The sequence below is a fragment of the Tomitella biformata AHU 1821 genome (assembly GCF_000524475.1).
In the GTDB taxonomy this organism is placed as follows: domain Bacteria; phylum Actinomycetota; class Actinomycetes; order Mycobacteriales; family Mycobacteriaceae; genus Tomitella; species Tomitella biformata.
In genome coordinates, this window is sequence record NZ_BAVQ01000003.1 from 13915 (window position 1) to 37343 (window position 23429).

Sequence of the window (23429 nt, forward strand, 5' to 3'; positions counted from 1 at the left end):
ACAAGGATTATGCACCACTCTGCATAGTCATGCAAGAGTGCTGGGTACGGCGCCGCGCGGTCGCCGAACGTGAAGAACATCCGACATCGGCCGAGTGGCACCCGGAAGTTCTGCATGCTCGAGGACAGCCAACTGGTGGGGCTTGCCGATCAGGAGCGGTCAGCCCCGGATGACTGCACCCACCGCGGCCGAGGCTGCGGCGACCGCGGCGTCACGACCCGCGCTCGCGTCGTCCTCGGTGAGCGTGCGGTCATCCGCGCGGAACGTCAGGGCATAGGCCAGGGACTTCTTGCCCTCCCCCACCTGCTCGCCGGTGTAGACGTCGAACAGCGAGAGGTCCTCGAGGAGCTCCCCTGCGCCGGCCCGCAGCGCGGACTCGACGGCGGCGGCGGGGACGGCGGCGTCCACGACGACGGCCACGTCCTGCAGCACGGCCGGGAACTGCGAGATACGCGGCGCGGGCAGGTTCTCCACCAGCGGCAGCGCGTCCAGGTCCAGCTCCAGGGCGCACAGGCGCGGGGGCAGGCCGGCCCGCTCGAGCACTGCGGGGTGCAGCTCGCCGGCATAGCCGACCACCACGCCGTCGACCGTGAGCTCGGCGCAGCGGCCCGGGTGCCACGGCAGGTGCTGCGCCGCGTTCACCTCGAGCTCGACGCCAGCCGCACGGGCGATCTGCTGCGCGGCGGCGAGGGCATCAGCGGTGTCTGCCACGCGGCCCGGACCCCACGGCCCGCGTGGCTCGCGCAGCCCGGTCAGGACCAGCGCGACATGCACGGGCTGCTTGGGCAGCGAGTCGAACAGGTGCTGGACCTGCGCGTCGGTGGGCCGACGGTCCACCGGCAGCGCGTCGACGGTGATGGAGCCGTGCACGGGCTGGACGACCTGGGCGACGCTGAACAGCGACAGATCGCGGCGACCGCGCGAGATGTTGCGGGCGACGACCTCGAGCAGGGCGGGCAACAGGGTGGTGGCCAGCTCGGGGCGGTCGGCCTCGAGCGGGTTGAGGACCTTGGTGGTGACGCGGCGCGGATCATCCGCGTCGAGCCCCCAGGAGTCGAAGATGCCCGCCGGCAGGAACGGGGTCGCGAGGACCTCCGCGTAGCCGCCCAGGGCGAGCGCCTTGCCAACGTTGCGGCGGCGGCGCTGCGCGGCGGTCAGCCCACGCCCGGCGGGGGCGGTCGGCAGGATCGAGGGGATCTTGTCGAGACCCTCGAGCCGCAGCACCTCCTCGACGAGGTCGGCGGGCTGGGTGAGGTCCGGGCGCCAGCTCGGCGGGGTGACCATCAGCTCGCCCACGCCGTCGTCGGTCACGGCCAGGTCGACGACGCAGCCGACCTGGGTCAGGCGGCGGGTGACGGCGCCGTTCTCGTAGGTGGCGCCCGCGATGCGCTCGGGCAGGCTCAGCGCCATCTCGATGGGCGCGGCGGCGGGCACGGACCCGACGTCGGTGAGCACCGGCAGCACCTGGCCGCCGGCGATCTCCACGAGCAGGCTCGCGGCCCGGTCGAGGGCCGCTGCGGCGATCGCCGGGTCGACGTTGCGCTCGTAGCGGCGGCTCGCCTCGCTGGGCAGCTTGTGCCGGCGCGAGGTCTTGAACACGGCCAGTGGGCTCCAGCATGCGGCCTCGAGGAGCACGTTCTTGGTGCTGGCGGAGACCTCGGTGGTGGCGCCGCCCATAACGCCAGCTAGAGAAATGGGGCCGGTGTCATCGCAGATCACGATGTCCTCCGCGTCGAGCGTGCGCTCGACGTCGTCGAGGGTCCTGAGCTTCTCGCCCTTGGCGGCGGGCCGCACGACGAGGTCGCCCTCGACCAGATTCGCGTCGAACGCGTGCAGCGGCTGCCCGAGCTCGAGCATCACGTAGTTGGTGACGTCGACGGCCGGGGAGATCGGGCGGATGCCGGAGAGCAGCAGGCGGCGGCGCAGCCACCACGGGGTGACTGCGGCGGCGTCGATGCCGGCGACCTCGCGCAGCGCGAAACGGCTCACACCGGAGCCGGGCTGCAGGTCGATCGCGCGGGAGGGGCCGTCAACCGGAACTGCGGGCAGCTCGGAGGGATCAGCGAAGGGCAGGTCGAAGCCGCACGCGAGCTCGCGGCCGAGACCGCGCAGGCTCAGGCAGTAACCGCGGTCCGGCGTGACGGCGAGGTCGAAGACGATGTCGTCGAGGCCCAGCAGCGGCAGCGCATCCGCGCCGGGATCCGCAATACCGGGCTCGAGCACCAGAATGCCCGAGTGATCGTTGCCCACACCCAGCTCGGAGCCGGAGCAGATCATGCCGTCGGACGTCTGCCCGTAGGTCTCGCGGGTGGCGATGGCGAAGCCGCCGGTCAACACCGCGCCCGGTAGCGCGGCGATGACGAGGTCGCCCTCGGCGAAGTTCCGCGCGCCGCACACGATGCTGCGGGGCAGGCCCTCGCCGACATCCACCTGGCAGTGCCGGATCGGCTTCTTGAACTCGGTGAGCTCGGTGATCGACACGACGCGGGCCACCACGACGGGGCCGGTGATCGGCTCGAACCGCTCGACCTCCTCAACCTCCAGGCCGACCCGCACGAACCCTGCGTCAAGCTCCTCGGGATCAACCTGCCAGCCCGGATTGGACCGCTGCAGGATCTCGGTAACCCACGATTGCGCTACTCGCACGTCTACTCTGCTCTCTCGCTAAATTTCAGGAATTGGGGTCGCGGTTAGTTTCCGACACCGAAGGGCAGCGTGAACCGCACGTCGCCCTCGACGATGTCGCGCATGTCCGGGATGCCGTTGCGGAACTGCAGCGTGCGCTCCAGGCCCATGCCGAACGCGAAGCCGGTGTACTCGTCCGGGTCGATGCCGCTGGCGGTCAGGACCTTGGGGTTGACCATGCCGCAGCCGCCCCACTCGACCCAGCCGGCGCCGCCCTTCTTCTTCGGGAACCACACGTCCACCTCGGCCGAGGGCTCTGTGAAGGGGAAGTAGTTGGGGCGCATGCGGGTGCGGGTCTCGGGGCCGAACAGGGCGCGGGCGAACGCGTCGAGCGTGCCCTTCAGGTGCGCCATCGTCAGACCTTTGTCCACCGCGAGCCCCTCGACCTGCGAGAACACCGGGGTGTGGGTCGCGTCGAGCTCGTCGGTGCGGAACGTGCGGCCCGGGCACACCACGTATAGCGGCGGCTCGGAGGTGAGCATCGTGCGCACCTGCACCGGGGAGGTGTGTGTGCGCAGCACCTGGCGCGAGCCCTCGGGCGCGATGTGGAAGGTGTCCTGCATTGTGCGCGCGGGATGGTCCGGCAGGAAGTTCAGCGCGTCGAAGTTGAAGTGCTCGGCCTCGACCTCGGGGCCCTCCGCGACCTCCCAGCCCATCGCGATGAACACATCGGCGATTTGCTCGGAGATGATCGTGATCGGGTGCCGCGCGCCGACGGGCTGGCGCTGAACGGGCGCGGTGACGTCGATGGCCTCGGAGACCAGCACCGCGGCGTCGCGCTCGGCGAGGAGCACCTCGCGGCGGGCGGTGAAAGCCTTGTTGACCCGACCCATCGCGATGTTCACGGTGCGGCCCGCGTCCTTGCGCTCCGCGCCGGGCAGCGAGCCAAGCCCGCGCTTGGCCAGGGGCAGCGCGCCCTTGTCGCCAAGGTGGTCATGCCGGGCCGCGGCCAGCGCGTCCAGGTCCGTGGCCGCGTCGAAGGCCTGCTCGGCCAGCTCCGCGGCGGCGGTCAGCGTCTCTTCGGCGAACGGGTTCGCACCGTCGGCCGCCGTCGTCTCAGGCTGACCGGCCACGGCATCGGCGGGCGCATTCGCAGCGTTCTTCTTCGACACTCTCGGAACAACTCCTCGTTGGTCTCACAAAACCGTGCCGACCCGGGGCCGGCACCAACACTGATGATATTGGATCGGCGTGCCGCTAGCCGCCGGCGCGGGCCCGGCGCTGGCTCCGAGCCGTCGCATGCAGGCAGATCGCGGCGGCGGTGGCCAGGTTGAGGCTCTCCGCCCGGCCGCCGATGGGGATGCGCACGCGGTGGTCCGCGGCGGCGGCGACGGCGGCGTCCAGCCCGTGCGCCTCGTTGCCGAACAGCCAGGCGGTGGGCTGGGCCAACAGCTCGTCGGCGTCATCCAGGTCGACCTCGCCGTCCGCGGCGGTGGCCAGAATCTGCAGGCCCGACGCGCGCAACGCGGTCAGGACGGCGCCGATATCGCGCTCGCGGGCGATGGGCAGGTGGAACACGCTGCCCGCAGAGGAGCGCACGGCCTTGCCGTTGTGCGGGTCCACGCTGTCGCCGGCGAGGACGACGGCGTCCGCGCCCACGGCGTCCGCGATGCGGATGATCGTGCCCGCGTTGCCCGGGTCGGACGCCTCGACGGGCACGGCGACAATCGTCGGCGCACCGCCCAGGGCTGCCTCGAGGGGCACGTCGAGCAGCGCGCACACCGCGATGATGCCCTGCGGGGTGACGGTGTCCGAGAGCCCCTTCGCGGCACGCTCGGTCACCTCCGACAGTTGCACGCCACGGGCCTGCGCGTCGGTCAGCAGCGCATGGTTCTTGATGGCCGCGTCCTCGGTGAAGAAGACCTCCCGAGCCACGTCAAGCTCGATGGCCTGGCGGACGGCGTTGACGCCCTCGGCGAGGAACTTTCCCTGCTTGCGGCGCTCGGCCGACCGCAGGAGCTTGACAGCAGAAACGACCCGCGGGGTCCGCTCGGTGAGCAGATCCGCGGGCCGTTCTGAATCCTGAGTGTCGCTCAAATCACGCGACGCCGGCAGGCGCGTTCACGTCGGCGGGCAGTGCCGCCTTCGCGATTGCGACCAGGCTGGTGAACGCAGCGGGATCGCTGACGGCCAGCTCGGCCAGGTTCTTGCGGTCGATCTCCACACCGGCGAGCTTGAGGCCCTGCCAGAAGCGGTTGTAGGTCATGTCGTTCTGGCGTGCCGCGGCGTTGATGCGCGTGATCCACAGCTTGCGGAAATCGTTCTTGCGCTGACGACGGTCGCGGTACGCGTACGTCATCGAGTGGAGCATCTGCTCCTTGGCCTTGCGGTACAACCGCGAACGCTGGCCCCGGTAGCCCTTGGTGGACTCGAGGATTGTACGACGCTTCTTATGGGCGTTGACTGCCCTCTTTACGCGTGCCACTGGTTAATCCTGTCGATCTCGGGGGCGCCGTCGCCGACACCCGAAGTCAAAAGTCGGAGCGTATTACTTGAGGCCGAGCAGGCGCTTGATGCGCGGGGCGTCGTTCTTACTGACGTCCGTGGTGCCATCAAGGCGACGCTTGCGAGTCGACGTCTTGTGCTCCAGCAGGTGGCGACGGCCAGCCTTCTCGCGGCGGAGCTTGCCACTGCCGGTGACCTTGAAGCGCTTTGACGCGCCGCTGTGGGTCTTTGCCTTGGGCATAGTGATCCTCAGTTCTTCATTGTTGTGTCCTGGCAGCCGGGCCTTGCGACCCAACTACCACGTATGTCTGTCTATCGCTGCCGGCTGCCCGTGAGGACGGCCCCAGCTCTACGCGCTGGCGTCCGACTCGGACGCAGCTGCCGCCGGAGCAGCGGGTGCGGCAGGCGCGGCCGGGGCAGCGGGCGCCGCCTCGGCAGTCGCCGGCGCTGCGGCGGCCGGGGCAGACCTGGCCGCCTTCGACTCCGCCGCGGTCGACACGTCCTGGGCTGCCTGCGCCCTGGTCTTGGCGCTCTTGTGCGGTGCCACGACCATGGTCATGTTGCGGCCGTCCTGCTTGGCGGAGGTCTCAACAAAGCCCAACTCGGCGATGTCGGCCGCAAGGCGCTGCAGCAGCCGGTAACCGAGCTCCGGACGCGACTGCTCGCGACCGCGGAACATGATGGTGACCTTGACCTTCGACCCCGCCTCGAGGAAGCGAACAACGTTGCGCTTCTTGGTCTCGTAGTCGTGTGAGTCGATCTTGGGGCGGAGCTTCTGCTCCTTGATCACGGTCTGCTGCTGGTTCTTGCGAGATTCGCGCGCCTTCTGCGCGGCCTCGTACTTGAACTTGCCGTAGTCCATGATCTTGCACACAGGCGGACGGGCTTCCGGAGCAACTTCAACCAGGTCAAGATCGGCTTCGATTGCCAGTCGGAGTGCATCTTCGACGCGCACGATCCCGACCTGCTCCCCGGCCGGTCCAACCAAACGGACTTCGGGAACTCGGATGCGATCGTTGATGCGGGTGTCAGCGCTGATGGGGCCTCCTCGGTAGGGTTATCACTCATACGTCCGCAGGCGATGCGGCGGAGCCCTCTACCCGGCCTACCCCTGTCAGGGTTGGCGCCTCAGCAAAAAGGACCTCTCGCGATTTCTCGCGAGGGGCCCGTTACCGACCGATCCACGTCGCTGTCCCCAGATATCAAAACTTCTAGGTCTTGCGGCGGACCGGACCACAAAGCTGTCGTCTCCGAATACCTGCTGTTGAGAGCGCATATTCGGGGCAGTTGCCCGGTGGTGGGAGCGGGACTCCACTTGTTGCCCCCGGAGTATCCGGAAGCGGTCGTGAATGAAACGATACCAGCCATGACCGATAACTCCCAGCCAGGCCCCGACAACACAACCGAGATCGACGGCGAACTGCCCGTCCGCGAACTCCATGACATTCCCGCCATCGAGGTCATCTCCCGCGCCGCGGTGATGCTGATGAGCTCGTCCGCCGAGAAACTCGGCCTGTCCTCGGACGATCCCGACAACAGCCCCCACCGCGACCTCGACGAGGCCCGCCGGCTGATCACAGCCCTCGCAGGCCTGGTCACCGCCTCCGCGGAGTACCTCGGACCGCACGCCGCACCGCTGCGCGACGGGCTCCAGAGCCTGCAGCGCGCGTTCCGCGAGTCCTCCGCGATCCCCGACGAGGCCGGCCAGGGCCCCGGCGAGAAGCAGACCGGGCCTGTGTACTAGGACACTTGCACCACCGCGGACACGTCGCCGCGCACTCAAAAAATCGGGGGGAACCCCGATTGCGCGGCGACGACGCGTGTATAAGAGTTGTCACCGAACCGCACCGGACACGCTTGATCTGGGCGGCACAAGTTGGGAAGGCTGAAATGACCTCCACCGAATTCGCCGCGCAGGCCAGCGGCGTCAGCAAGGGCTACGGCGCCGGCGACACCCGGGTGGACGCGCTAATCGACGTCAGCATCGAGTTCCGGCGCGGGGAGTTCACCGCGATCATGGGCCCGTCTGGCTCTGGCAAGTCCACGCTCATGCACTGCCTCGCCGGTCTGGACTCCGCGGACTCCGGCTCGGTGCGGATCGGCGAGACGGACCTGACCGGGCTCTCCGACAAGGAGATGACCAAGCTTCGCCGCGACCGCATCGGGTTCGTCTTCCAGTCCTTCAACCTCGTGCCGACGCTCACCGCGCTCGAGAACATCACGCTGCCCCTGGACATCGCGGGCCGCAAGGCAGACCAGCAATGGCTCGACAGCGTCATCGACACGCTCGGGCTGCGCGATCGCCTCAGCCACCGCCCGTCAGAGCTCTCCGGCGGCCAGCAGCAGCGGGTCGCATGCGCCCGCGCCTTGGCCGGCCAGCCGGAGATCATCTTCGGCGACGAGCCGACGGGCAACCTGGACTCGCGCTCGTCCGGCGAGGTGCTCGGCATCCTGCGCCGCTCGGTGGACCAGCTGGGCCAGACCGTTGTCATCGTGACCCATGACCCCCGCGCGGCCGCCCACGCAGACCGCGTCGTCTTCCTCGCCGACGGCCGCCTGGTTGACGAACTGCACTCCCCCACAGCCGATTCCGTGCTGGACCACATGAAGCAGCTCGAGGCCAGCTGATGGCCCCCACCAACGCGATGCGTCGCGTCTCGCTACGCAACCTGGCTGCCCACAAGGTCCGCCTGGCCCTCACTGTGCTGTCCGTGGTGCTCGGCACCGCCTTCGTCGCCGGCTCCTTCGTGTTCACCGACACCCTCCACAGCACCTTCAACGGGGTCTTCGCCAACACCGCCAAGGGCGTCGACGTCCATGTGGCGGAGAAGGTGTCCGGCGGCAGCGGCGTCCCCCTCTCCGACGTCGACAAGATCCGGGAACTCCCCAACGTCCGCGCGGTGGAGCCTGCCATCCGCGGCTCGGTGGTGCTGATCGCCGCCGACGGAAAGCCCATCCAGAGCGGGGGCGCGCCCAGCTTCGGCGCCGCATATTCCCCGCCCGGGACCCAGTTGGGTGACCCCACGGAGTTCCTCGAGGGCGGCCCGCCTGACGCCGCCGGACAGATCGCGATCAATCAGGGCGCCGCCACGAACGGCGACCTCCACGTCGGCTCCAGCACGCAGGTTCTTGTCCCGGCATCCGGCATGCACGACGTCACGGTCTCCGGCGTGTACTCCACCTCCACCGACACCGGCGGTTTCGTCGGTGTCCTGATGGAACCGGCGCAGGCGGCCTCGCTGTTCACGGACGGCCAACATGTGCAGTCCATCGACATCGCCGCGACGCCCGGCACCAGCCCTGAGACTCTCCGCGACGAGGTGTCCAGCGCACTGCCGAACTTCGACGTCAAGACCGGCGACCAGGTCCGCGCCGAGACCCAGGAGGATCTCGACACCGCGCTCCAGTTCGTCAACTACTTCCTACTGGCGTTCGGCGCCATCGCGCTGCTCGTCGGCACCTTCATCATCTACAACACCTTCTCGATGATCGTGGCGCAGCGGCTGCGCGAGCTCGCCCTGCTGCGGGCAATTGGAGCTAGCCGTCGGCAGGTCAGCCGGTCGGTGCTGCTCGAGGCGGCCGTCGTCGGCCTCATCGGCAGCCTCATCGGCCTCGCGGCCGGCATCGCCCTGGCCTTCGGGCTGCGGAACCTTCTCAATGCCTTCGACCTGGGTCTGCCGACCGGAGCCCTCGACGTGCAGCCGAGTACGGTCGCGATCTCCCTCAGCGTGGGCATCATCGTCACGCTGTTCAGCGCTTGGGCCCCGGCCCGGCGCGCGTCGAACACCCCGCCCGTGGCCGCAATGCGGGCCGAGTTCGCGTCGGTAGGCACCTCCCTGCGCACCCGCACCGTAGTCGGCTCCGTCATCATCGCGATCGGCGTCGCCGCGCTCATCGCCGGCTCTCTGGCAGACACCACGAGCGTGGCCGCATCGCTCGTCGGCGCGGGCGCAGCCGCCGTGCTGATCGGCGTGCTGCTCGTCTCCCCCGCACTGTCCTCCCCCGCCATCCGCGTGCTCGGCTACCCGGCGGAGAAACTCGGCGGCACTGTCAGCCGTCTCGCCCGCACCAACGCTGTGCGCAACCCCCGGCGCACCGCCGCTACCGGGTTCGCACTGACCCTTGGCCTGATGCTCGTGACGACCATCGCCGTGTTCGGCGCCTCCGCCCGCGCCAGCGTGGACACGATCGTCGACAACGGCATCACCGCCGACTACATCCTCACCGGCACGGGCCCCAGTGGCGTGCCCGTCAGCGCGGCCCAACCCGTCGCCGCGGCCAAGGGCGTCGCGGAGGTCGTACAGTTCCATCCGGCGAGCGCCCAGCTCGATGGCGAGACCATTACCGGGATCGCCGTCACCGGCCCCATCGCCGACGTCCTCTCGTTCACCATGGACTCCGGCACTCCCGACCTGACCGGCGACGGCATGATTGCCTCCCAGTCCGAGGCTGCGGCGCGCGGTTGGCAGCTGGGGTCGACCGTCACCCTCATCGGGCCCGACCGCAACGAGGTGCCCAATACGATCACCGGCATCTACGCCGACAGCCCCACGCTCGGCAACTGGATCATCGGCCAGGAGTCCTACGCGAAACTGACGCCGGCGCTGTTGGCCAGCGACCTGTTCGTGCTGATCAAGGCCCAGCCCCGCGCGAACCTCGAGGAGCTGCGCGGAGCGCTCACCGACGCCACCGACCCGTTCGTGGTGGTGAAGGTGCAAGACCGTGAGCAGTTCAAGGGGGAACAGGCCCAGCAAATCGACCAGTTGCTCGCGATCCTCTACGGGCTGCTGGCACTCGCCGTGGTGATCGCCATCCTCGGCATCATCAACACCCTCGCCCTCTCGGTGGTGGAGCGGCGGCAGGAGATCGGGATGCTGCGCGCCATTGGCATGCAGCGGGCCCAGGTGCGACGGCTGATCTACCTCGAGTCTGCGCTGATCGCCGTGTTCGGCGCCGTGCTCGGCATCGCCATGGGCCTGGCGTTCGGCACACTATTCGTGCACGCCCTGCGCGATGAGGGCATCAACCAGATCTCCATCCCGTGGGGCCAGGCGATCGGGATGCTGGTCGGCTCCGGCGTGGTTGGCGTCCTCGCCGCACTGTGGCCGGCAGTGCGCGCCGCTCGGACCAGGCCACTGGAGGCCATCGCCGACGAGTGATCGCCGGGGCCCGGCCGCGGCTGCTGCCCTTTCGTGGGTGACAGTCCTGCACGGGCCCTACGTTCCGCGGGCACCCGACGCCCGCAGAGCCGGGAATCGAGGCGATGAGGACCGGCCCTGCCCGCTCGTGCGGTCAGAGCCGGTCCTCGTTCGCTGCCACCTGGGCTAACGATCCAATGGCGTGGTCAGGATTCTCACGAGCGCGCACCCGACCTGCGATTGTTGTGGAGGAACGGCCTGAATCCCCCGTTGGCGAAGGCTGACCGGCCGTCACCGCTCGCGCGACCTGGGCTTTTCCCGCGGCACTCGGTATGAGGCGCGTCCACCGGGGGATTTGCGGTGTCCGATGCTCCCGATTGAGGTGATACGGGCGTTGTCTGCCCGCGCAACGTAGGCCCGCGACAGGACTATCCGCAGTCGGTGAGACTTCCGCCCAACTCCGGCGGAGATTCGACAACAGCCAGCACAGGGCTCGCTGCGACAGGTGCGGCGCGCATTGCCCGTCCCGCTACGGAGACCGTGTCCTGCCGCTACGGTGAGGCACGAGCCTTGGCTGGTCCCTCCACCGCGTCGAGCCGGAGTCCCAGGCACCCAGCAGACCGCCGCCCGCTCCCCCTGGACTAACCATCGCGGTTCTGACCTTGGCCTGCGTCGCCCTGCTGCAATGCTTGCGTCTCGACCTTTGGCCTGCTTCCTTCGGTCGGGTGGACAGATACGACCAACTGTTCCTCGGCGCCCTCGTGCTGACTGTTCTGGGGATCACTGCGGCGTGGTGGCTCGCGCGCACTGTCAAACGCCTGCGGTGGGCGAGCTGGTCCTGGTGGATCGCGGTGGCGCCAATGATTCTGGCCGCCGGAGCGGTGACCGCGTTGCTCACGCCGTCGTAATCCGCAACAGGCCAGCGCCACTCCCCGGCGGCTGTCGGCAGTGCGTTTCAGAGACAGGAGGTCCCGCGGCCCTGCGCCAACCTACTTCGCCGGCAACTTCTTGGTTGCGGCCTTGGCGCCGGCCTTCTTCGCCGGTACCTTTTTCGCGGTGGCCTTCTTCACGGGGGCCTTCTTCGCGGGGGCCTTTTTGCCCGGGGCGTCCAGCTCCGGTGCCCTCTTGACTGGAGCCGGGGCCACGGTGGGCGTGGTGCCCGCCGCGATGAGCGCATCCTTTAGAAACCTGCCGGTATAGCTCGTTCCGACCCCGGCCACGTGTTCGGGTGTGCCGGTCGCGACCACCATGCCACCGCCAGAACCACCTTCCGGTCCCATATCGATGACCCAGTCCGCCGTCTTGATCACATCGAGGTTGTGCTCGATCACGATCACCGAGTTGCCCTTGTCGACAAGGCCGCCGATGACCTTGAGCAGCTTTGCGATGTCCTCGAAGTGCAGGCCTGTCGTGGGCTCGTCGAGCACGTAGATGGTGCGCCCGGTCGACCGCTTCTGCAGCTCGGCCGACAACTTGACGCGCTGCGCCTCACCACCGGAGAGCGTGGGTGCGGGCTGGCCCAGGCGCACGTAGCCGAGGCCGACCTCTACGAGCGTCTTGAGGTAACGGTGGATGGACGTGATCGGCTCGAAGAACTCCGCAGCCTCGTCGATGGGCATGTCGAGGACCTCGGCGATGGTCTTGCCCTTATAGCGGACCTCGAGGGTCTCCCGGTTGTACCGCGCGCCTTGGCACACCTCACAGGGCACATACACGTCGGGCAGGAAGTTCATCTCGATCTTCAGGGTGCCGTCGCCAGAGCATGCCTCGCAACGCCCGCCCTTGATGTTGAACGAGAACCGTCCGGGCTGGTAGCCGCGCACCTTCGCCTCGGTGGTGGAAGCGAACAGGGTCCGAATCTTGTCGAACACGCCGGTGTAGGTTGCCGCGTTGGAGCGCGGGGTGCGGCCGATCGGCGACTGGTCGACCTGCACCAGCTTGTCCAGATGCTCGAGCCCCGTGATGCGGGTGTGCCGGCCGGGCACCTGGCGGGCGCCGTTGAGCTTGTTGGCCAGGACTGTCGCGAGGATCGAGTTCACCAGCGTCGACTTGCCGGACCCGGAGACGCCGGTGACAGCGGTCAGCACGCCGAGGGGGAACTCGACGGCGATGTCGTCGAGGTTGTTCTCCCGGGCGCCTAAGACCACGAGTTGGCGGTCGCGGTCGACGTGCCGCCGCTGCGCGGGCAGCTCGATGCGGGAGCGGCCCGCCAGATAGGCGCCGGTCAGCGACTCCTCATTGGCGAGCAGCCCCTCATAAGACCCGGAGTGCACGATCTTGCCGCCGTGCTCGCCGGCGAGGGGTCCGATGTCGACGATCCAGTCGGCGGCCTTGATCGTGTCCTCGTCGTGCTCGACGACGATCAGCGTGTTGCCGAGGTCCCGCAGCCGGGTCAGGGTCTCAATGAGCCGATGGTTGTCGCGCTGGTGCAGGCCGATGGACGGCTCGTCCAGTACGTACAGCACGCCGACGAGGCCGGAGCCGATCTGGGTGGCCAGGCGGATGCGCTGTGCCTCGCCGCCGGACAGCGTCGCGGCGGGCCGATCCAGCGAGAGGTACTCCAGGCCGACGTCGAGGAGGAATCCAAGCCGGGCCTGGACCTCGCGCAGCACCTGGCCGGCGATGGCCTCCTCGCGGTGACCGAGCGTGAGCTCGCCCAAGAAGCGGGAGCACTTCGAGATCGACAGGTTGCAGACCTCGGCGATGGACAGGGCGCCGTGGGAGCCGGCCGACAGGGTGACTGACAAGATCTCGGGTCGCAACCGCGCACCGCCGCAGGCCGGGCACGGCACGTCGCGCATATACCCCTCGTAGCGCTCCTTCATCTGGTCCGACTCGGTTTGGTCCAGCCGGCGCTGCAGGAACGGCATGACGCCCTCGAAGTCCGCGTAGTACGAGCGGGTGCGGCCGTAGCGGTTCTTATAGCTGACGTGGACCTGGTCGCTGCTGCCCTCGAGAACGGCCTTGCGCACCGTGGCGGGCAAATCCTCCCAGGGCGTCTCGATGTCAAAGCCCATGACGTCCGCGAGGCCCGTCAGCAGGCGAGTGAAGTACTCCGCGGTCTGTCCCATCGACCAGGGCGCGATGGCGCCGTCGAGCAGACTCAGGCCCCCATCCGGCACCACAAGGTCCGGGTCAACCTCCTTGTTCACGCCCAGGCCCGCGCAATCCGGGCAGGCGCCGTACGGCGAGTTGAAAGAGAAGGAGCGGGGCTCGAGGTCGTCGACGGCGAGGGCGTGGCCATTGGGGCAGGCCAGCTTCTCGGAGAAACGTCGCTCACGGTCCGGGGCCTTCTCGTCGCGCTCGACGAAGTCCAGGACCACGATGCCGTCGGCCAACCGCAGCGCTGTCTCCACCGAGTCCGTCAGCCGCTGCTTCGCGGAATCCTTGACAGTGAGACGGTCGACGACCACTTCGATATCGTGGCGCTCCTGCTTCTTCAGCTTCGGCGGATCCATCAGCGAGTGGACTGTGCCGTCGACCCGCACGCGCGAGAATCCCTGCGAGTTGAGCTGGTCGAACAGGTCCACGAACTCGCCCTTGCGGGTACGGACCACGGGCGCGAGCACCTGGAAGCGCAGGCCCTCCTCCATGGTGAGGACCTGGTCCACGATCTGCTGCGGGGTCTGCTTGGCGATGGCCTCCCCGCAGTACGGGCAGTGCGGGCTGCCGGCGCGGGCATAGAGCAGGCGCAGGTAGTCGTAGACCTCGGTGATGGTGCCGACGGTGGAGCGCGGGTTCCGGTTGGTCGACTTCTGGTCGATGGACACCGCCGGAGAGAGGCCCTCGATGAAGTCCACATCCGGCTTGTCCATCTGCCCCAGGAACTGACGGGCATAGGCCGACAGCGACTCGACGTACCGGCGCTGCCCCTCCGCGAAGATCGTGTCGAACGCCAAGCTTGATTTCCCGGAGCCCGAGAGTCCGGTGAACACCACCATGGCGTCACGAGGCAGATCGATATCAACCCCACGCAGATTGTGTTCCCGCGCGCCGCGCACGATCAGCCGATCAGTCACCTAAGAGTCCCCTTGCCACGGATTCGGCCGACGGACACTGCCGCCAGCCGGCCCAGATCCATCAGAGCCGTCTCCATCGTAGAGCCGGGGTCTGACAACGTCGCGGGTACTGGCCCGGGACTTCGTCACACTGACGGCGAGTCCGCAAACATAACCCCAGTTCACCACCGAGATCTTCCCACCTGGACACCCCCGCCTCCCCACAGGCGTCGAGCGACTCTGGCCTGGCCGGGGCCAACGCGGGACCGGACTGGCACGGGCCACCAATGGGTTTCAGCTCGTGTCTGGCCGCCCGCACAGGTAGCGTTCTGAAAATGACATCAGCCCCGATGACCGTCGACGACAACTACACCGGCGCAATCGCCGCCGGCGGCGCCCCGCAGCGGCGCACGCTCTCTGGCGCACGCATCATCAAGGCCTCGGTGGGCCCGATGGACAACAACGCCTATCTAGTGACGTGCACCCAGACCGGACAAGCACTGCTGATCGACGCGGCGAACGACGCCGGCACACTGGTGCAGCTGATCGATGAGAACGCCCCGCAGCTGGCGCTCATTGTCACCACCCACCAGCATCCCGACCACTGGCAGGCACTGGCGGACGTGGTCGGCGGATTCGAGTCCCCCACCGCCGCGCACGAGGTCGATGCGAGCGAGCTGCCGGTCCAACCCTCCCAGCTGCTGCACGACGGCGACACCATCAGCGTCGGGCGGCTGAGCCTCACGATCACGCACCTGCGCGGGCACACCCCCGGCTCCATCGCGCTGGCGCTGAACGCAGACGGCGTCACCCATCTGTTCACCGGCGACAGCCTGTTCCCCGGCGGCCCCGGGAAGACCAACGCGCCCGAAGAGTTCACGCAGCTGATGGACGACCTGGAGCAGCGGATCTTCGGCAAGTACAAAGACGAGACCATCGTCTACCCGGGCCACGGCAAGGACACCACCCTCGGCGCCGAGCGTCCGCACCTGCAGGAGTGGCGCAAGCGCGGTTGGTGATCCCGGCTGGCACAGCATTATCCGAGCCAAGGTCAGCACAATTCCCCCGCTCCTGGAAGAATGACCAGAGCACGATCGACCCCAACTCAATCGCTGCCAGATCTACCCGAACTGTCCGTCCCACAAGGAGGCACTCGTGCTCGTTCGTAGAATCGCCCGGCCCATGCTCGCCAGCACCTTCGTCGCCATGGGCATCGATGTTCTCCGCAAGCCCGGTGGCCGCACCGAGGTCGCCGCTCCGCTGGTCGAGCAGTCAAGGGCGCTGCTGCCCGGGCCCGCCGCCGCGCTCGTGCCGGCCGATCCGGAGAACGCGGTGCGCCTGAACGCCCTGGTGCAGATCGGCGGCGGGCTGATGCTCGCCACCGGGAAGTACCCGCGCATCGCGTCGTCCGTGCTGGCCGCCACACTGCTCCCCACCACGGTTGCGGGCCATCCCTTCTGGGCGGAGACCGATCCCGAGCGACGCCAGATACAGCAGGTCCAGTTTCTGAAGAACATCAGCATCCTGGGCGGACTGCTGCTCGCCGCCGTCGACACCGAGGGCAAGCCTTCCCTGGGGTGGCGCGGGCGTCGCGCGGCCGCGGAGGCCAGCGCTAAGGTCGCGGACGCGCTGCCGTCGCAGTCCGCCACCGAGTCCTTCGCGGAGTCCTTCACCCAGAATCTCGGGGAGACCGCGCACCAGGCCAGCGAGCGGGCCACCGCCCTCGCGGAGACCGCGGCGGCACGCGGCTCGGCCATCGCAGACCTTGCCGTGCAGCGTGGTTCCGCGCTCGCCGACGCGGCGAGCGTCCGCGGCTCGGCTCTCGCAGACGCGGCGAGCGTCCGCGGCTCGGCTCTCGCAGACCGGATTGTCGCCGAGGCTCCCGAGCTGCGCCGTCGGGCCCGCAAGGCCGCAGAGCGCGCTGACCACGCCGCGAAATCGGCGCTGGCCAAGGCGGAGGAGCTGCGGCACAACTTGGCGTGACAGGGCACACGCGCACCGTCTGTCCACCAGCTCCACTCTGGACTAGACTTGATGATCCGTGTCGGCAAGAAGGTGGCCGACACGGATCTCGCCGCCCAGCCAGGAGAGTGCCCCCACATCGTGTCCGACAACGCAGTGTCTGAAGCCGCCATGCCAGAAACCGCGGCGACCACCGCCCCACAAGACCCCGAAACCTCTGCACTCACAGGCGAGCAAGCACACCTGGACACCCTCTACCAACGCCTCGACCAGATGCGGGAGTACGCCTCGACCAGGCTCAGCCGCGTCCTACTCGAGGGCGGCGGCACCCCCCAAGCCCGCTCCGAGCGAGAGTCCTTCACCCAGCTCTACTCCGAGGACCTCGCCCGCTACGACGCCGCCGAGAACGGCATGTACTTCGGCCGTCTGGACTTGGTCGATGGCGAGGTGCGGCACGTCGGCCGGCTCGGCATCCTCGATGAGGACGACGACTTCGAGCCACTCCTGCTGGACTGGCGCGCACCGCTGGCCCGGCAGTTCTACTTGGCCACCCCCGCCGCGCCAGACGGCGTCGCACGGCGGCGGCATGTGCGCACCCGCAACCGCTCGGTCAACGCGGTCAACGACGAGTACCTCGACCTCTCGCAGGCGAGCCTCCCCGGCCCGGAGACCTCCGGCGTGGCGGGCGAGGTCGCACTGCTCGAGGCGTTGAACGCGGCACGCACCGGCCAGATGACCGACATCGTGGAGACCATCCAGGGCGAGCAGGACGGCATCATCCGCTCCGAGCACCGCAGCGTGCTGGTGGTCCAGGGTGGGCCTGGCACCGGCAAAACGGCCGTCGCGCTGCACCGCGCCGCCTACCTGCTGTACACGCACCGCAAGCAACTGTCTCGCAGTGGCGTGCTGATCATCGGCCCCAACAGCACCTTCCTCGACTACATCGCGCGCGTGCTGCCCTCGCTCGGCGAGACCGGCGTGCTGCTCTCGACGATCGGCGATCTGTATCCCGGAGTCGTCGCTACCGTGGCGGACTCCGCCGAGGCCGACCAGATCAAGGGCTCCCTCGACTTCGCCGCAGCTCTCAAGCTCGCGGTCCGGGACCGGCAGTCTGTCCCGTCGGCGCCGATGGAGATCCGCTTCGACAATTACACGCTCAAGCTCGACCGCAAGATCGCCACGCGGGCGCGCGGGCGGGCCCGCTCCTCGCGCCGCCCCCACAACCTGGCACGGCCAATTTTCGCGTCCATGATCGTCGAGGATCTGGCCGATCAGCTGGCGCAAACGATCGGCGGGAGCGTCGTCGACGGCTCGAACCTGCTCAGCCGCGACGACATGGCCGATATCCGCGACGAAATGCGTGAGGACGCCGCGGTGCAGTCCGCAATCTCCGAGCTGTGGCCCGAGCTCACACCGCAGCAGGTCCTCGCCGAGCTGCTCACCTCTGCGGACCGCCTGGCCACCGCCACGCCGAAGCTGGCGGAGGCACAGAGGAAAACCCTGCTGCGCAATGGCTTTGGCGGGTTCAGCGCGGCGGACGCGCCCCTGCTCGACGAGCTGGCAGAGCTGCTCGGCGTCGACAACTCGGCGGCGGCCGAGCGGGAGAAGGCGCAGTGGCGCCAGCAGATCGCCGACGCCCAGGGCGCCCTCGACATCCTTACCGGCTCGCAGCCCCAGGACCTCGAGGACGAGCTGGACCCAGAGATCCTCATGGCCTACGACCTTATCGATGCCAGCCAGCTGGCCCGGCGCCACGACAACGCCGAGCACCAGACCACCGCCGAGCGCGCCGCCGAGGACCGCACCTGGACCTACGGGCACGTCATCGTCGACGAGGCCCAGGAACTGTCACCCATGGCGTGGCGGATGCTGATGCGCCGCTCCCCCAACCGGTGGATGACCGTCGTCGGCGACACGGCCCAGACCGGCTCCGCCGCGGGCACCGCCTCTTGGGCCGATGTGCTGTCCCCCTACGTGGCGCAGCGCTGGCGACTGCGGGAGCTGACCGTCAACTACCGCACCCCGCGCGAGATCATGGACCTCGCCGCCGACGTGCTGGCCGTGATCGACCCCAGCCAGGTCCCGCCACGCTCCATCCGCGACTCCGGCCACACCCCGCGCGCGATCCAGGTCGAGCCGGGCCTGCTGCCCGACGCGGTGGCGGACAGCCTGCGCGCGCTGCCCGACGAGGGGATCGCCGTGGTGCTGGCCCCCGCCGCGGAGCTACCCCGCCTGGCGCACCTGGCCAGCGACAACGTGAGTGTGCTGAGCGTGTCCAGCGCGAAGGGCTTGGAGTTCGACTCGGTGCTGATCGTCGAGCCGCAGCAGATCATCGACGAGTCCGAGCGCGGGCTCAACGACCTGTACGTTGCGCTCACCCGGGCCACCCAGCGCCTCGCGGTGCTGCACAGCGCCGCGCTGCCAGATGTGTTGTCCGCGTTGGCCCGTACCTCCGCCGGGGTCTCCCGATGAGGCCCCGGCACCTGCGGGCCGTGCTGGCCGGCGCGGCGGCGTCCTGCGCGCTCGCCGCGTGCTCGTCGCCCGTCGCCGTGGAGGTGGCCCCCGCCATAGCCCCCAGCGCCAGCGCGCAGGACGCGGCCGCCCTGGGATCCAAGGCCCAGAACTCCGCAGAGCAGGACAACCTGGAGCAGATTGGCGCCGCCTATGCGGCCGCGCTGGCGGACGGCGGCCTGAGCTTGCCCCCCACCTCGAACCACTCCACGCTCGCGCAGGTGGCCCGCGGGATATGCAGCCAGCTCGCCGCGGGCACCTCGGAGTCCGAGATCCGTGCGCAGCTTCAGCCGTTCTCGCTGTTCGCCGTGTCGCAGGCGGTCGGCGATATCAACGAGGCCCAGGCCGGGCAGGCCTACCTCGACGCGGCCCGCACCCACATCTGTTGAGGCGTAGAAAAAACGCGCCGCCGACGAACCGGATTCGGTTCGTCGGCGGCGCGTTCGCTGCGGAGCAGGCTGTCAGGGTCTCAGCGGACTGTGTGCACGATGAGCACGTCGACCTTGGCCTTGCGTGCCGCGTCCGAGGGCACGGAACCGAGCAGGCGGCCCGTGATGGTGTTCAGTCCGCGGTTGCCGATCACAAGTAGGTCCGCGCTGGCGTCGTCGACGAGCTGCAGCAGCGACTCCACCGGCGGCCCCACGATCGAGCGCTCCTCGACCTTGGTGGCGCCGGCGGCGCGAGCGTGCTCGTTGGCGGTGCGCAGGATCTCGTATGTGGGCGCCGCGCCATGCACCTGGTACGCGTCCTCACCCAACTGGTCGGACGCCGCGCTCACCTCACGGGAGTCGGATGGGAAGTAGGCGCATGCGATGATCAGCTTCGCGGTGTCGCCCGCGATGGCCGCCGCCCTCTGGACGGCTTTCAGCGACGACTCGGAGCCGTCGGTCCCGACGACAATAGTGTTGTAGGCGCTCATTCAATCCTCCATGTCTCGGACCGGCAATTCTCATTGCGGGTTGGCCCGACGATGCTTCTCGATGACTGTGCAGTGCTCGCGACTCTCGACATAAGCTGTGGAAGACCGACAGCGCGGCAGTCTCCGCAGCGATCTTAACCCCATTGTCGGCCCGCCACACACTGTTGCGGATCTCCCGCGATCTGACGCATCGGCCCTGCGCACACATTGATTCAATATTCTTCTATATGCACGTCTGGAGCAGGTAACTCCCGCGGAGCGGCGCCCCGGTGTCCTTTCTCGCCCATGGCTAAGCCAATCCGGCGGCGTCCATTCCCCGGAGTTCCTTCTTCAGATCGACAATCTCATCGCGCAATCTGCCCGCGAGTTCGAATTGCAGGTCCCGGGCGGCGTTCATCATCTGCGCACTCATCTCGGAGATCAGATCCGCCAACTCGGCCCGTGGCATCGACGCGGTGTCCACGCCCTCGTAGATCCCCGCGCTGACCGCGCGCCCGGCCTCCCCTGGCGCCCGGCGCCCACGGCTGGCGTTGCGGCCGCCGACCTCCACGAGGTCCGCCGAGTCCGCCGCCTCCTCGTATACCCGGTCGAGGATGTCCGCGATGTGCTTGCGCAGCGGCTGCGGGTCCACGCCCATCTTCTCGTTGTAGGCGACCTGCTTCTCACGCCTCCGGTCGGTCTCCTCGATGGCCTGGCGCATGGAGTCGGTGATCCGGTCCGCGTACATGTGCACCTCGCCAGAGACGTTGCGGGCCGCGCGGCCGATCGTCTGGATAAGGCTGGTGCTGCTGCGCAAGAAGCCCTCCTTGTCCGCGTCCAGGATCGCCACCAGGGAGACCTCTGGCAGGTCGAGGCCCTCGCGCAGCAGGTTGATGCCCACCAGCACGTCGTACTCGCCGAGGCGCAGCTCCCGCAGCAGTTCCACCCGGCGCAGGGTGTCAATGTCCGAGTGCAGGTAGCGCACACGAATCCCCAGTTCGAGGAGGTAGTCCGTGAGGTCCTCGGACATCTTCTTCGTCAGCGTGGTGACCAGAACCCGCTCGTTGCGCTCGCTGCGCACCCGGATCTCGTGGACCAGGTCGTCGATCTGCCCCTCCGTCGGCTTGACGATCACCTGCGGGTCGACCAGGCCGGTCGGGCGGATCACCTGCTCAACGAACTCCCCGCCCGCCGCGGCCATCTCGTATTTTCCGGGCGTCGCGGACAGATACACCGTCTGCCCCACCCGCTCGGTGAACTCCGTCCACGTCAACGGCCGGTTGTCGGTGGCCGAGGGCAGCCGGAAGCCGAACTCGACGAGGTTGCGCTTGCGGGACATATCGCCCTCGTACATGGCCCCGATCTGCGGCACGGTCACGTGGGACTCGTCGATCACCAGCAGGAAGTCCTCCGGGAAGTAGTCCAGGAGGGTCGCGGGCGCGGAGCCCGCGGGGCGGCCGTCGATGTGCCGCGAGTAGTTCTCGATGCCGGAGCAGAAGCCGACCTGCTTGATCATCTCGAGGTCATAGCTGGTGCGCATCCGCAGCCGCTGCGCCTCGAGCAGCTTGCCACGCGCCTCCAGGTCCTCGAGCCGTACCTCGAGCTCGGCCTCGATGTCCTTGACCGCGCGCTCCAGTCGCTCCGGCCCGGCCACATAGTGCGTCGCCGGGAAAATGCGCAGCGAGTCCACGCGGCGGACGACATCGCCGGTCAGCGGATTGAGGTAGTACAGCGCGTCGATCTCGTCACCGAAGAACTCGATGCGCACCGCCAACTCCTCATAGGCCGGGATGATGTCGATGGTGTCGCCCTTGACCCGGAACGTGCCGCGGGTGAACGCCATGTCGTTGCGCTTGTACTGGATGTCCACGAGGAGCCGCAGCAGCGCGTCCCGCGGCACCTCCACGCCGAGCTCCAGCTGCACGGAGCGGTCGAGGTAGGACTGCGGGGTACCCAGGCCATAGATGCAGGACACGGACGCGACCACCACGACGTCGCGGCGCGAGAGCAGGCTAGAGGTGGCCGAGTGCCGCAGCCGTTCCACATCGTCGTTCACCGAGGAATCCTTCTCGATGTAGGTGTCCGTCTGCGCGATGTACGCCTCGGGCTGGTAATAATCGTAGTAGGAGACGAAGTACTCGACGGCGTTATTGGGCAGCATCTCCCGGAGCTCGTTGGCCAGCTGCGCGGCGAGCGTCTTGTTCGGCGCCATCACCAGCGTGGGCCGCTGCTCCTTCTCGATCAGCCACGCGGTGGTGGCCGACTTGCCGGTGCCCGTCGCGCCCAACAGCACGATGTCCTTCTCGCCCCGCCGCAGCCGCTTGCTCAGGTCCTCGATGGCCGCCGGCTGGTCCCCCGCGGGGGTGTACTCGCTGACGACCTCGAAGTCGCTGGACGCCCGCTCGATGTCCCCCACCGGGCGGAACTCCGACTGCGCGACAACGGGGTGCTCAGATGGGAAAGCCATGCGACCAGACTATGCCCGTCCTCTGACAATTTCGCATTTGCGCGGGCCTGCTAGCCGCGGGCCGCGGTGAGCTCCGCGATCTCGCGGGCGACCAGGCTCTGGTACGGCGCATAGGAGAAGCCGCCGATCTCGACCTCCTCGCCGATCCGATACAGGTTCTCCGTCGCCATCTCATGCCCGCCGGAGCGGCCGACGAGCTCATCGATGCGGTGGTCGAGGTTCCGCGCCTGGTCCGCCGCCCGGGCCTCGCCGAGGTGCCGCTCGACGTTGCCCAGCGCCCCGAATATCCGGGCCAGCGATGCCACCCGCTCGACAAGCTGGTCCCAAACGCCGTCGAGCACTCGGGTGCGCTGCTCGACCTGCAGCCGCACGTCGAGGCTGGTCGTGCTCGACGCGGTGTGGGCCAGCGCCCGGTACAGCTGCTGGAGCTCCGCGGTGTCCACGGACAGCGCCACCACCTCGGCGCCGAGGTCCACCTGGATGCGCTGCATGTCGAAGACCGGCGAGAGCCAAGTGGGCGAGACCGTGATGTGGTCGAAATAGACGCCCGCCAAGTACAACAGCGTCTCGTACCGATCGTTGAAATGCAGGGGGCCGGTGCCGTCGGGGGCCACCGGGCGACCCCAGCTCTCCACCCTCCGCAGGGCCGCCGCGGAGGAGCTGCCCTCGCCGAGCCGGTCGACGCGAGCCGCCGCCGCCGAGGCCACGTCCGCGATGGCCGCGGACCCGACGCTCACGACGTAGCCGCGGCCATCCGGCTGCGGCACCGGCGTCCAGCACAGCATGCCGAACAACTCGGTGCGCTGCGCCACGGTCAGATGCACCCCCTCGCGGCGCTCCCGCCGCACCCCGCGCACGCCGCCCGGATAGATCACCGCCGAGCCCACTACGCGGGAGCGCACCGCGTGCAGTCGCCGCCGGAGGTCCTCGGCGCGCAGGCTCAGCGCCATCAGGCGGGCGCCCCGCTCCAGGCCCCGCATCATCTTCTCGGTCCGGTCCAGCCGCTCGGCCATCTCCCGCACCTGCGCGAAGCCGCCGACCGAGGGCACGCCCACACCCGCCCGGCAGCGGGCGAGGAGGATGTGACGCATCGATGGCTCGAGCCGGCCGGCCGCGATCAGCACCGCCGCGCTATCGGACAGATCGCGCCGCGCACCGTCGATGGTCGCGCCGTCGCACCAGGCCCGCACGTGCGCGAGCACCCGGGCCCGGTTGGCCTCCGCGTCCTCAATAAAACCAGTCATCGATCGCCATCCTGTCCCGAGAACTCGACGCCGTCGCCGAGGCGAGGCTGCGTCCGTCGTTCCAGGATGCCCGAACTTCCC

At 68.7% G+C, this 23429-nt stretch carries 18 protein-coding genes; 8 read left to right on the top strand and 10 right to left on the bottom strand.

Annotation, left to right across the window (positions count from 1 at the left end; translation table 11 throughout):
* Positions 1-159: 159 nt before the first annotated feature.
* The 6 genes from pheT to infC form a co-directional block, all read right to left on the bottom strand.
* Entirely contained in the window at positions 160-2646 is a 2487-nt protein-coding gene (gene pheT / locus TBIF_RS01025) for a phenylalanine--tRNA ligase subunit beta (RefSeq protein WP_024793026.1), read from the bottom strand.
* A 44-nt stretch (positions 2647-2690) separates the two neighbouring features.
* Positions 2691-3758, bottom strand: a complete 1068-nt coding sequence (gene pheS, locus TBIF_RS01030) for a phenylalanine--tRNA ligase subunit alpha (protein ID WP_051461317.1) — start codon at positions 3756-3758, stop codon at positions 2691-2693.
* A 124-nt stretch (positions 3759-3882) separates the two neighbouring features.
* Entirely contained in the window at positions 3883-4722 is an 840-nt protein-coding gene (locus tag TBIF_RS01035) for a TrmH family RNA methyltransferase (protein WP_024793028.1), read from the bottom strand.
* A gap of 1 nt (position 4723) precedes the next feature.
* Entirely contained in the window at positions 4724-5110 is a 387-nt protein-coding gene (gene rplT / locus TBIF_RS01040) for a 50S ribosomal protein L20 (protein WP_024793029.1), read from the bottom strand.
* 63 nt (positions 5111-5173) lie between these two features.
* Positions 5174-5371, bottom strand: coding sequence for a 50S ribosomal protein L35 (gene rpmI / locus TBIF_RS01045; protein WP_024793030.1), 198 nt, complete (start codon positions 5369-5371; stop codon positions 5174-5176).
* Positions 5372-5479: 108 nt separating this feature from the next.
* A complete protein-coding gene (infC, locus tag TBIF_RS01050; RefSeq protein ID WP_084611473.1) occupies positions 5480-6169 on the bottom strand; it encodes a translation initiation factor IF-3 in 690 nt (229 codons plus the stop codon).
* A gap of 327 nt (positions 6170-6496) precedes the next feature.
* Between infC and TBIF_RS01055 the strand changes: the two genes are divergently transcribed.
* The 4 genes from TBIF_RS01055 (at position 6497) to TBIF_RS01070 (ending at position 11176) form a co-directional block, all read left to right on the top strand.
* Positions 6497-6874, top strand: coding sequence for a DUF1844 domain-containing protein (locus TBIF_RS01055; RefSeq protein WP_024793032.1), 378 nt, complete (start codon positions 6497-6499; stop codon positions 6872-6874).
* Between the two features lie 146 nt (positions 6875-7020).
* Entirely contained in the window at positions 7021-7758 is a 738-nt protein-coding gene (locus tag TBIF_RS01060) for an ABC transporter ATP-binding protein (protein ID WP_024793033.1), read from the top strand.
* Positions 7758-10289, top strand: coding sequence for an ABC transporter permease (locus TBIF_RS01065; RefSeq protein WP_024793034.1), 2532 nt, complete (start codon positions 7758-7760; stop codon positions 10287-10289). Before TBIF_RS01060 ends, TBIF_RS01065 begins: the two co-directional genes overlap by 1 nt.
* A gap of 704 nt (positions 10290-10993) precedes the next feature.
* Complete coding sequence (locus TBIF_RS01070; protein ID WP_024793035.1) at positions 10994-11176, top strand: hypothetical protein; 183 nt, start codon at positions 10994-10996, stop codon at positions 11174-11176.
* A gap of 81 nt (positions 11177-11257) precedes the next feature.
* Here the strand turns inward: TBIF_RS01070 and uvrA are convergent, their stop codons facing one another.
* Positions 11258-14287: an excinuclease ABC subunit UvrA gene (gene uvrA / locus TBIF_RS01075; RefSeq protein WP_024793036.1), complete on the bottom strand. Its 3030-nt coding sequence runs from the start codon at positions 14285-14287 to the stop codon at positions 11258-11260.
* Positions 14288-14601: 314 nt separating this feature from the next.
* On the opposite strand from uvrA, the gene TBIF_RS01080 reads away from it, so the two are divergent.
* The 4 genes from TBIF_RS01080 (at position 14602) to TBIF_RS24290 (ending at position 19128) form a co-directional block, all read left to right on the top strand.
* Positions 14602-15285 carry an MBL fold metallo-hydrolase gene (locus TBIF_RS01080; protein WP_024793037.1) on the top strand — a complete coding sequence of 228 codons (684 nt, stop codon included), beginning with the start codon at positions 14602-14604 and terminating at the stop codon, positions 15283-15285.
* 136 nt (positions 15286-15421) lie between these two features.
* On the top strand, positions 15422-16249 hold the full coding sequence (locus tag TBIF_RS01085) for a DoxX family protein (RefSeq protein ID WP_024793038.1): 828 nt from the start codon (positions 15422-15424) through the stop codon (positions 16247-16249).
* Between the two features lie 150 nt (positions 16250-16399).
* A complete protein-coding gene (locus tag TBIF_RS01090; protein WP_024793039.1) occupies positions 16400-18700 on the top strand; it encodes a HelD family protein in 2301 nt (766 codons plus the stop codon).
* The gene (locus TBIF_RS24290) at positions 18697-19128 is read left to right on the top strand and encodes a DUF732 domain-containing protein (protein ID WP_148302115.1); all 432 of its coding nucleotides are present in this window, start codon (positions 18697-18699) and stop codon (positions 19126-19128) included. Before TBIF_RS01090 ends, TBIF_RS24290 begins: the two co-directional genes overlap by 4 nt.
* 80 nt (positions 19129-19208) lie before the next feature.
* Here the strand turns inward: TBIF_RS24290 and TBIF_RS01100 are convergent, their stop codons facing one another.
* The 3 genes from TBIF_RS01100 to TBIF_RS01110 form a co-directional block, all read right to left on the bottom strand.
* The gene (locus TBIF_RS01100) at positions 19209-19658 is read right to left on the bottom strand and encodes a universal stress protein (protein ID WP_024793041.1); all 450 of its coding nucleotides are present in this window, start codon (positions 19656-19658) and stop codon (positions 19209-19211) included.
* 289 nt (positions 19659-19947) lie between these two features.
* A complete protein-coding gene (uvrB, locus tag TBIF_RS01105; protein ID WP_024793042.1) occupies positions 19948-22104 on the bottom strand; it encodes an excinuclease ABC subunit UvrB in 2157 nt (718 codons plus the stop codon).
* A 50-nt stretch (positions 22105-22154) separates the two neighbouring features.
* On the bottom strand, positions 22155-23348 hold the full coding sequence (locus tag TBIF_RS01110) for a hypothetical protein (RefSeq protein ID WP_024793043.1): 1194 nt from the start codon (positions 23346-23348) through the stop codon (positions 22155-22157).
* Positions 23349-23429 lie beyond the last annotated feature (81 nt).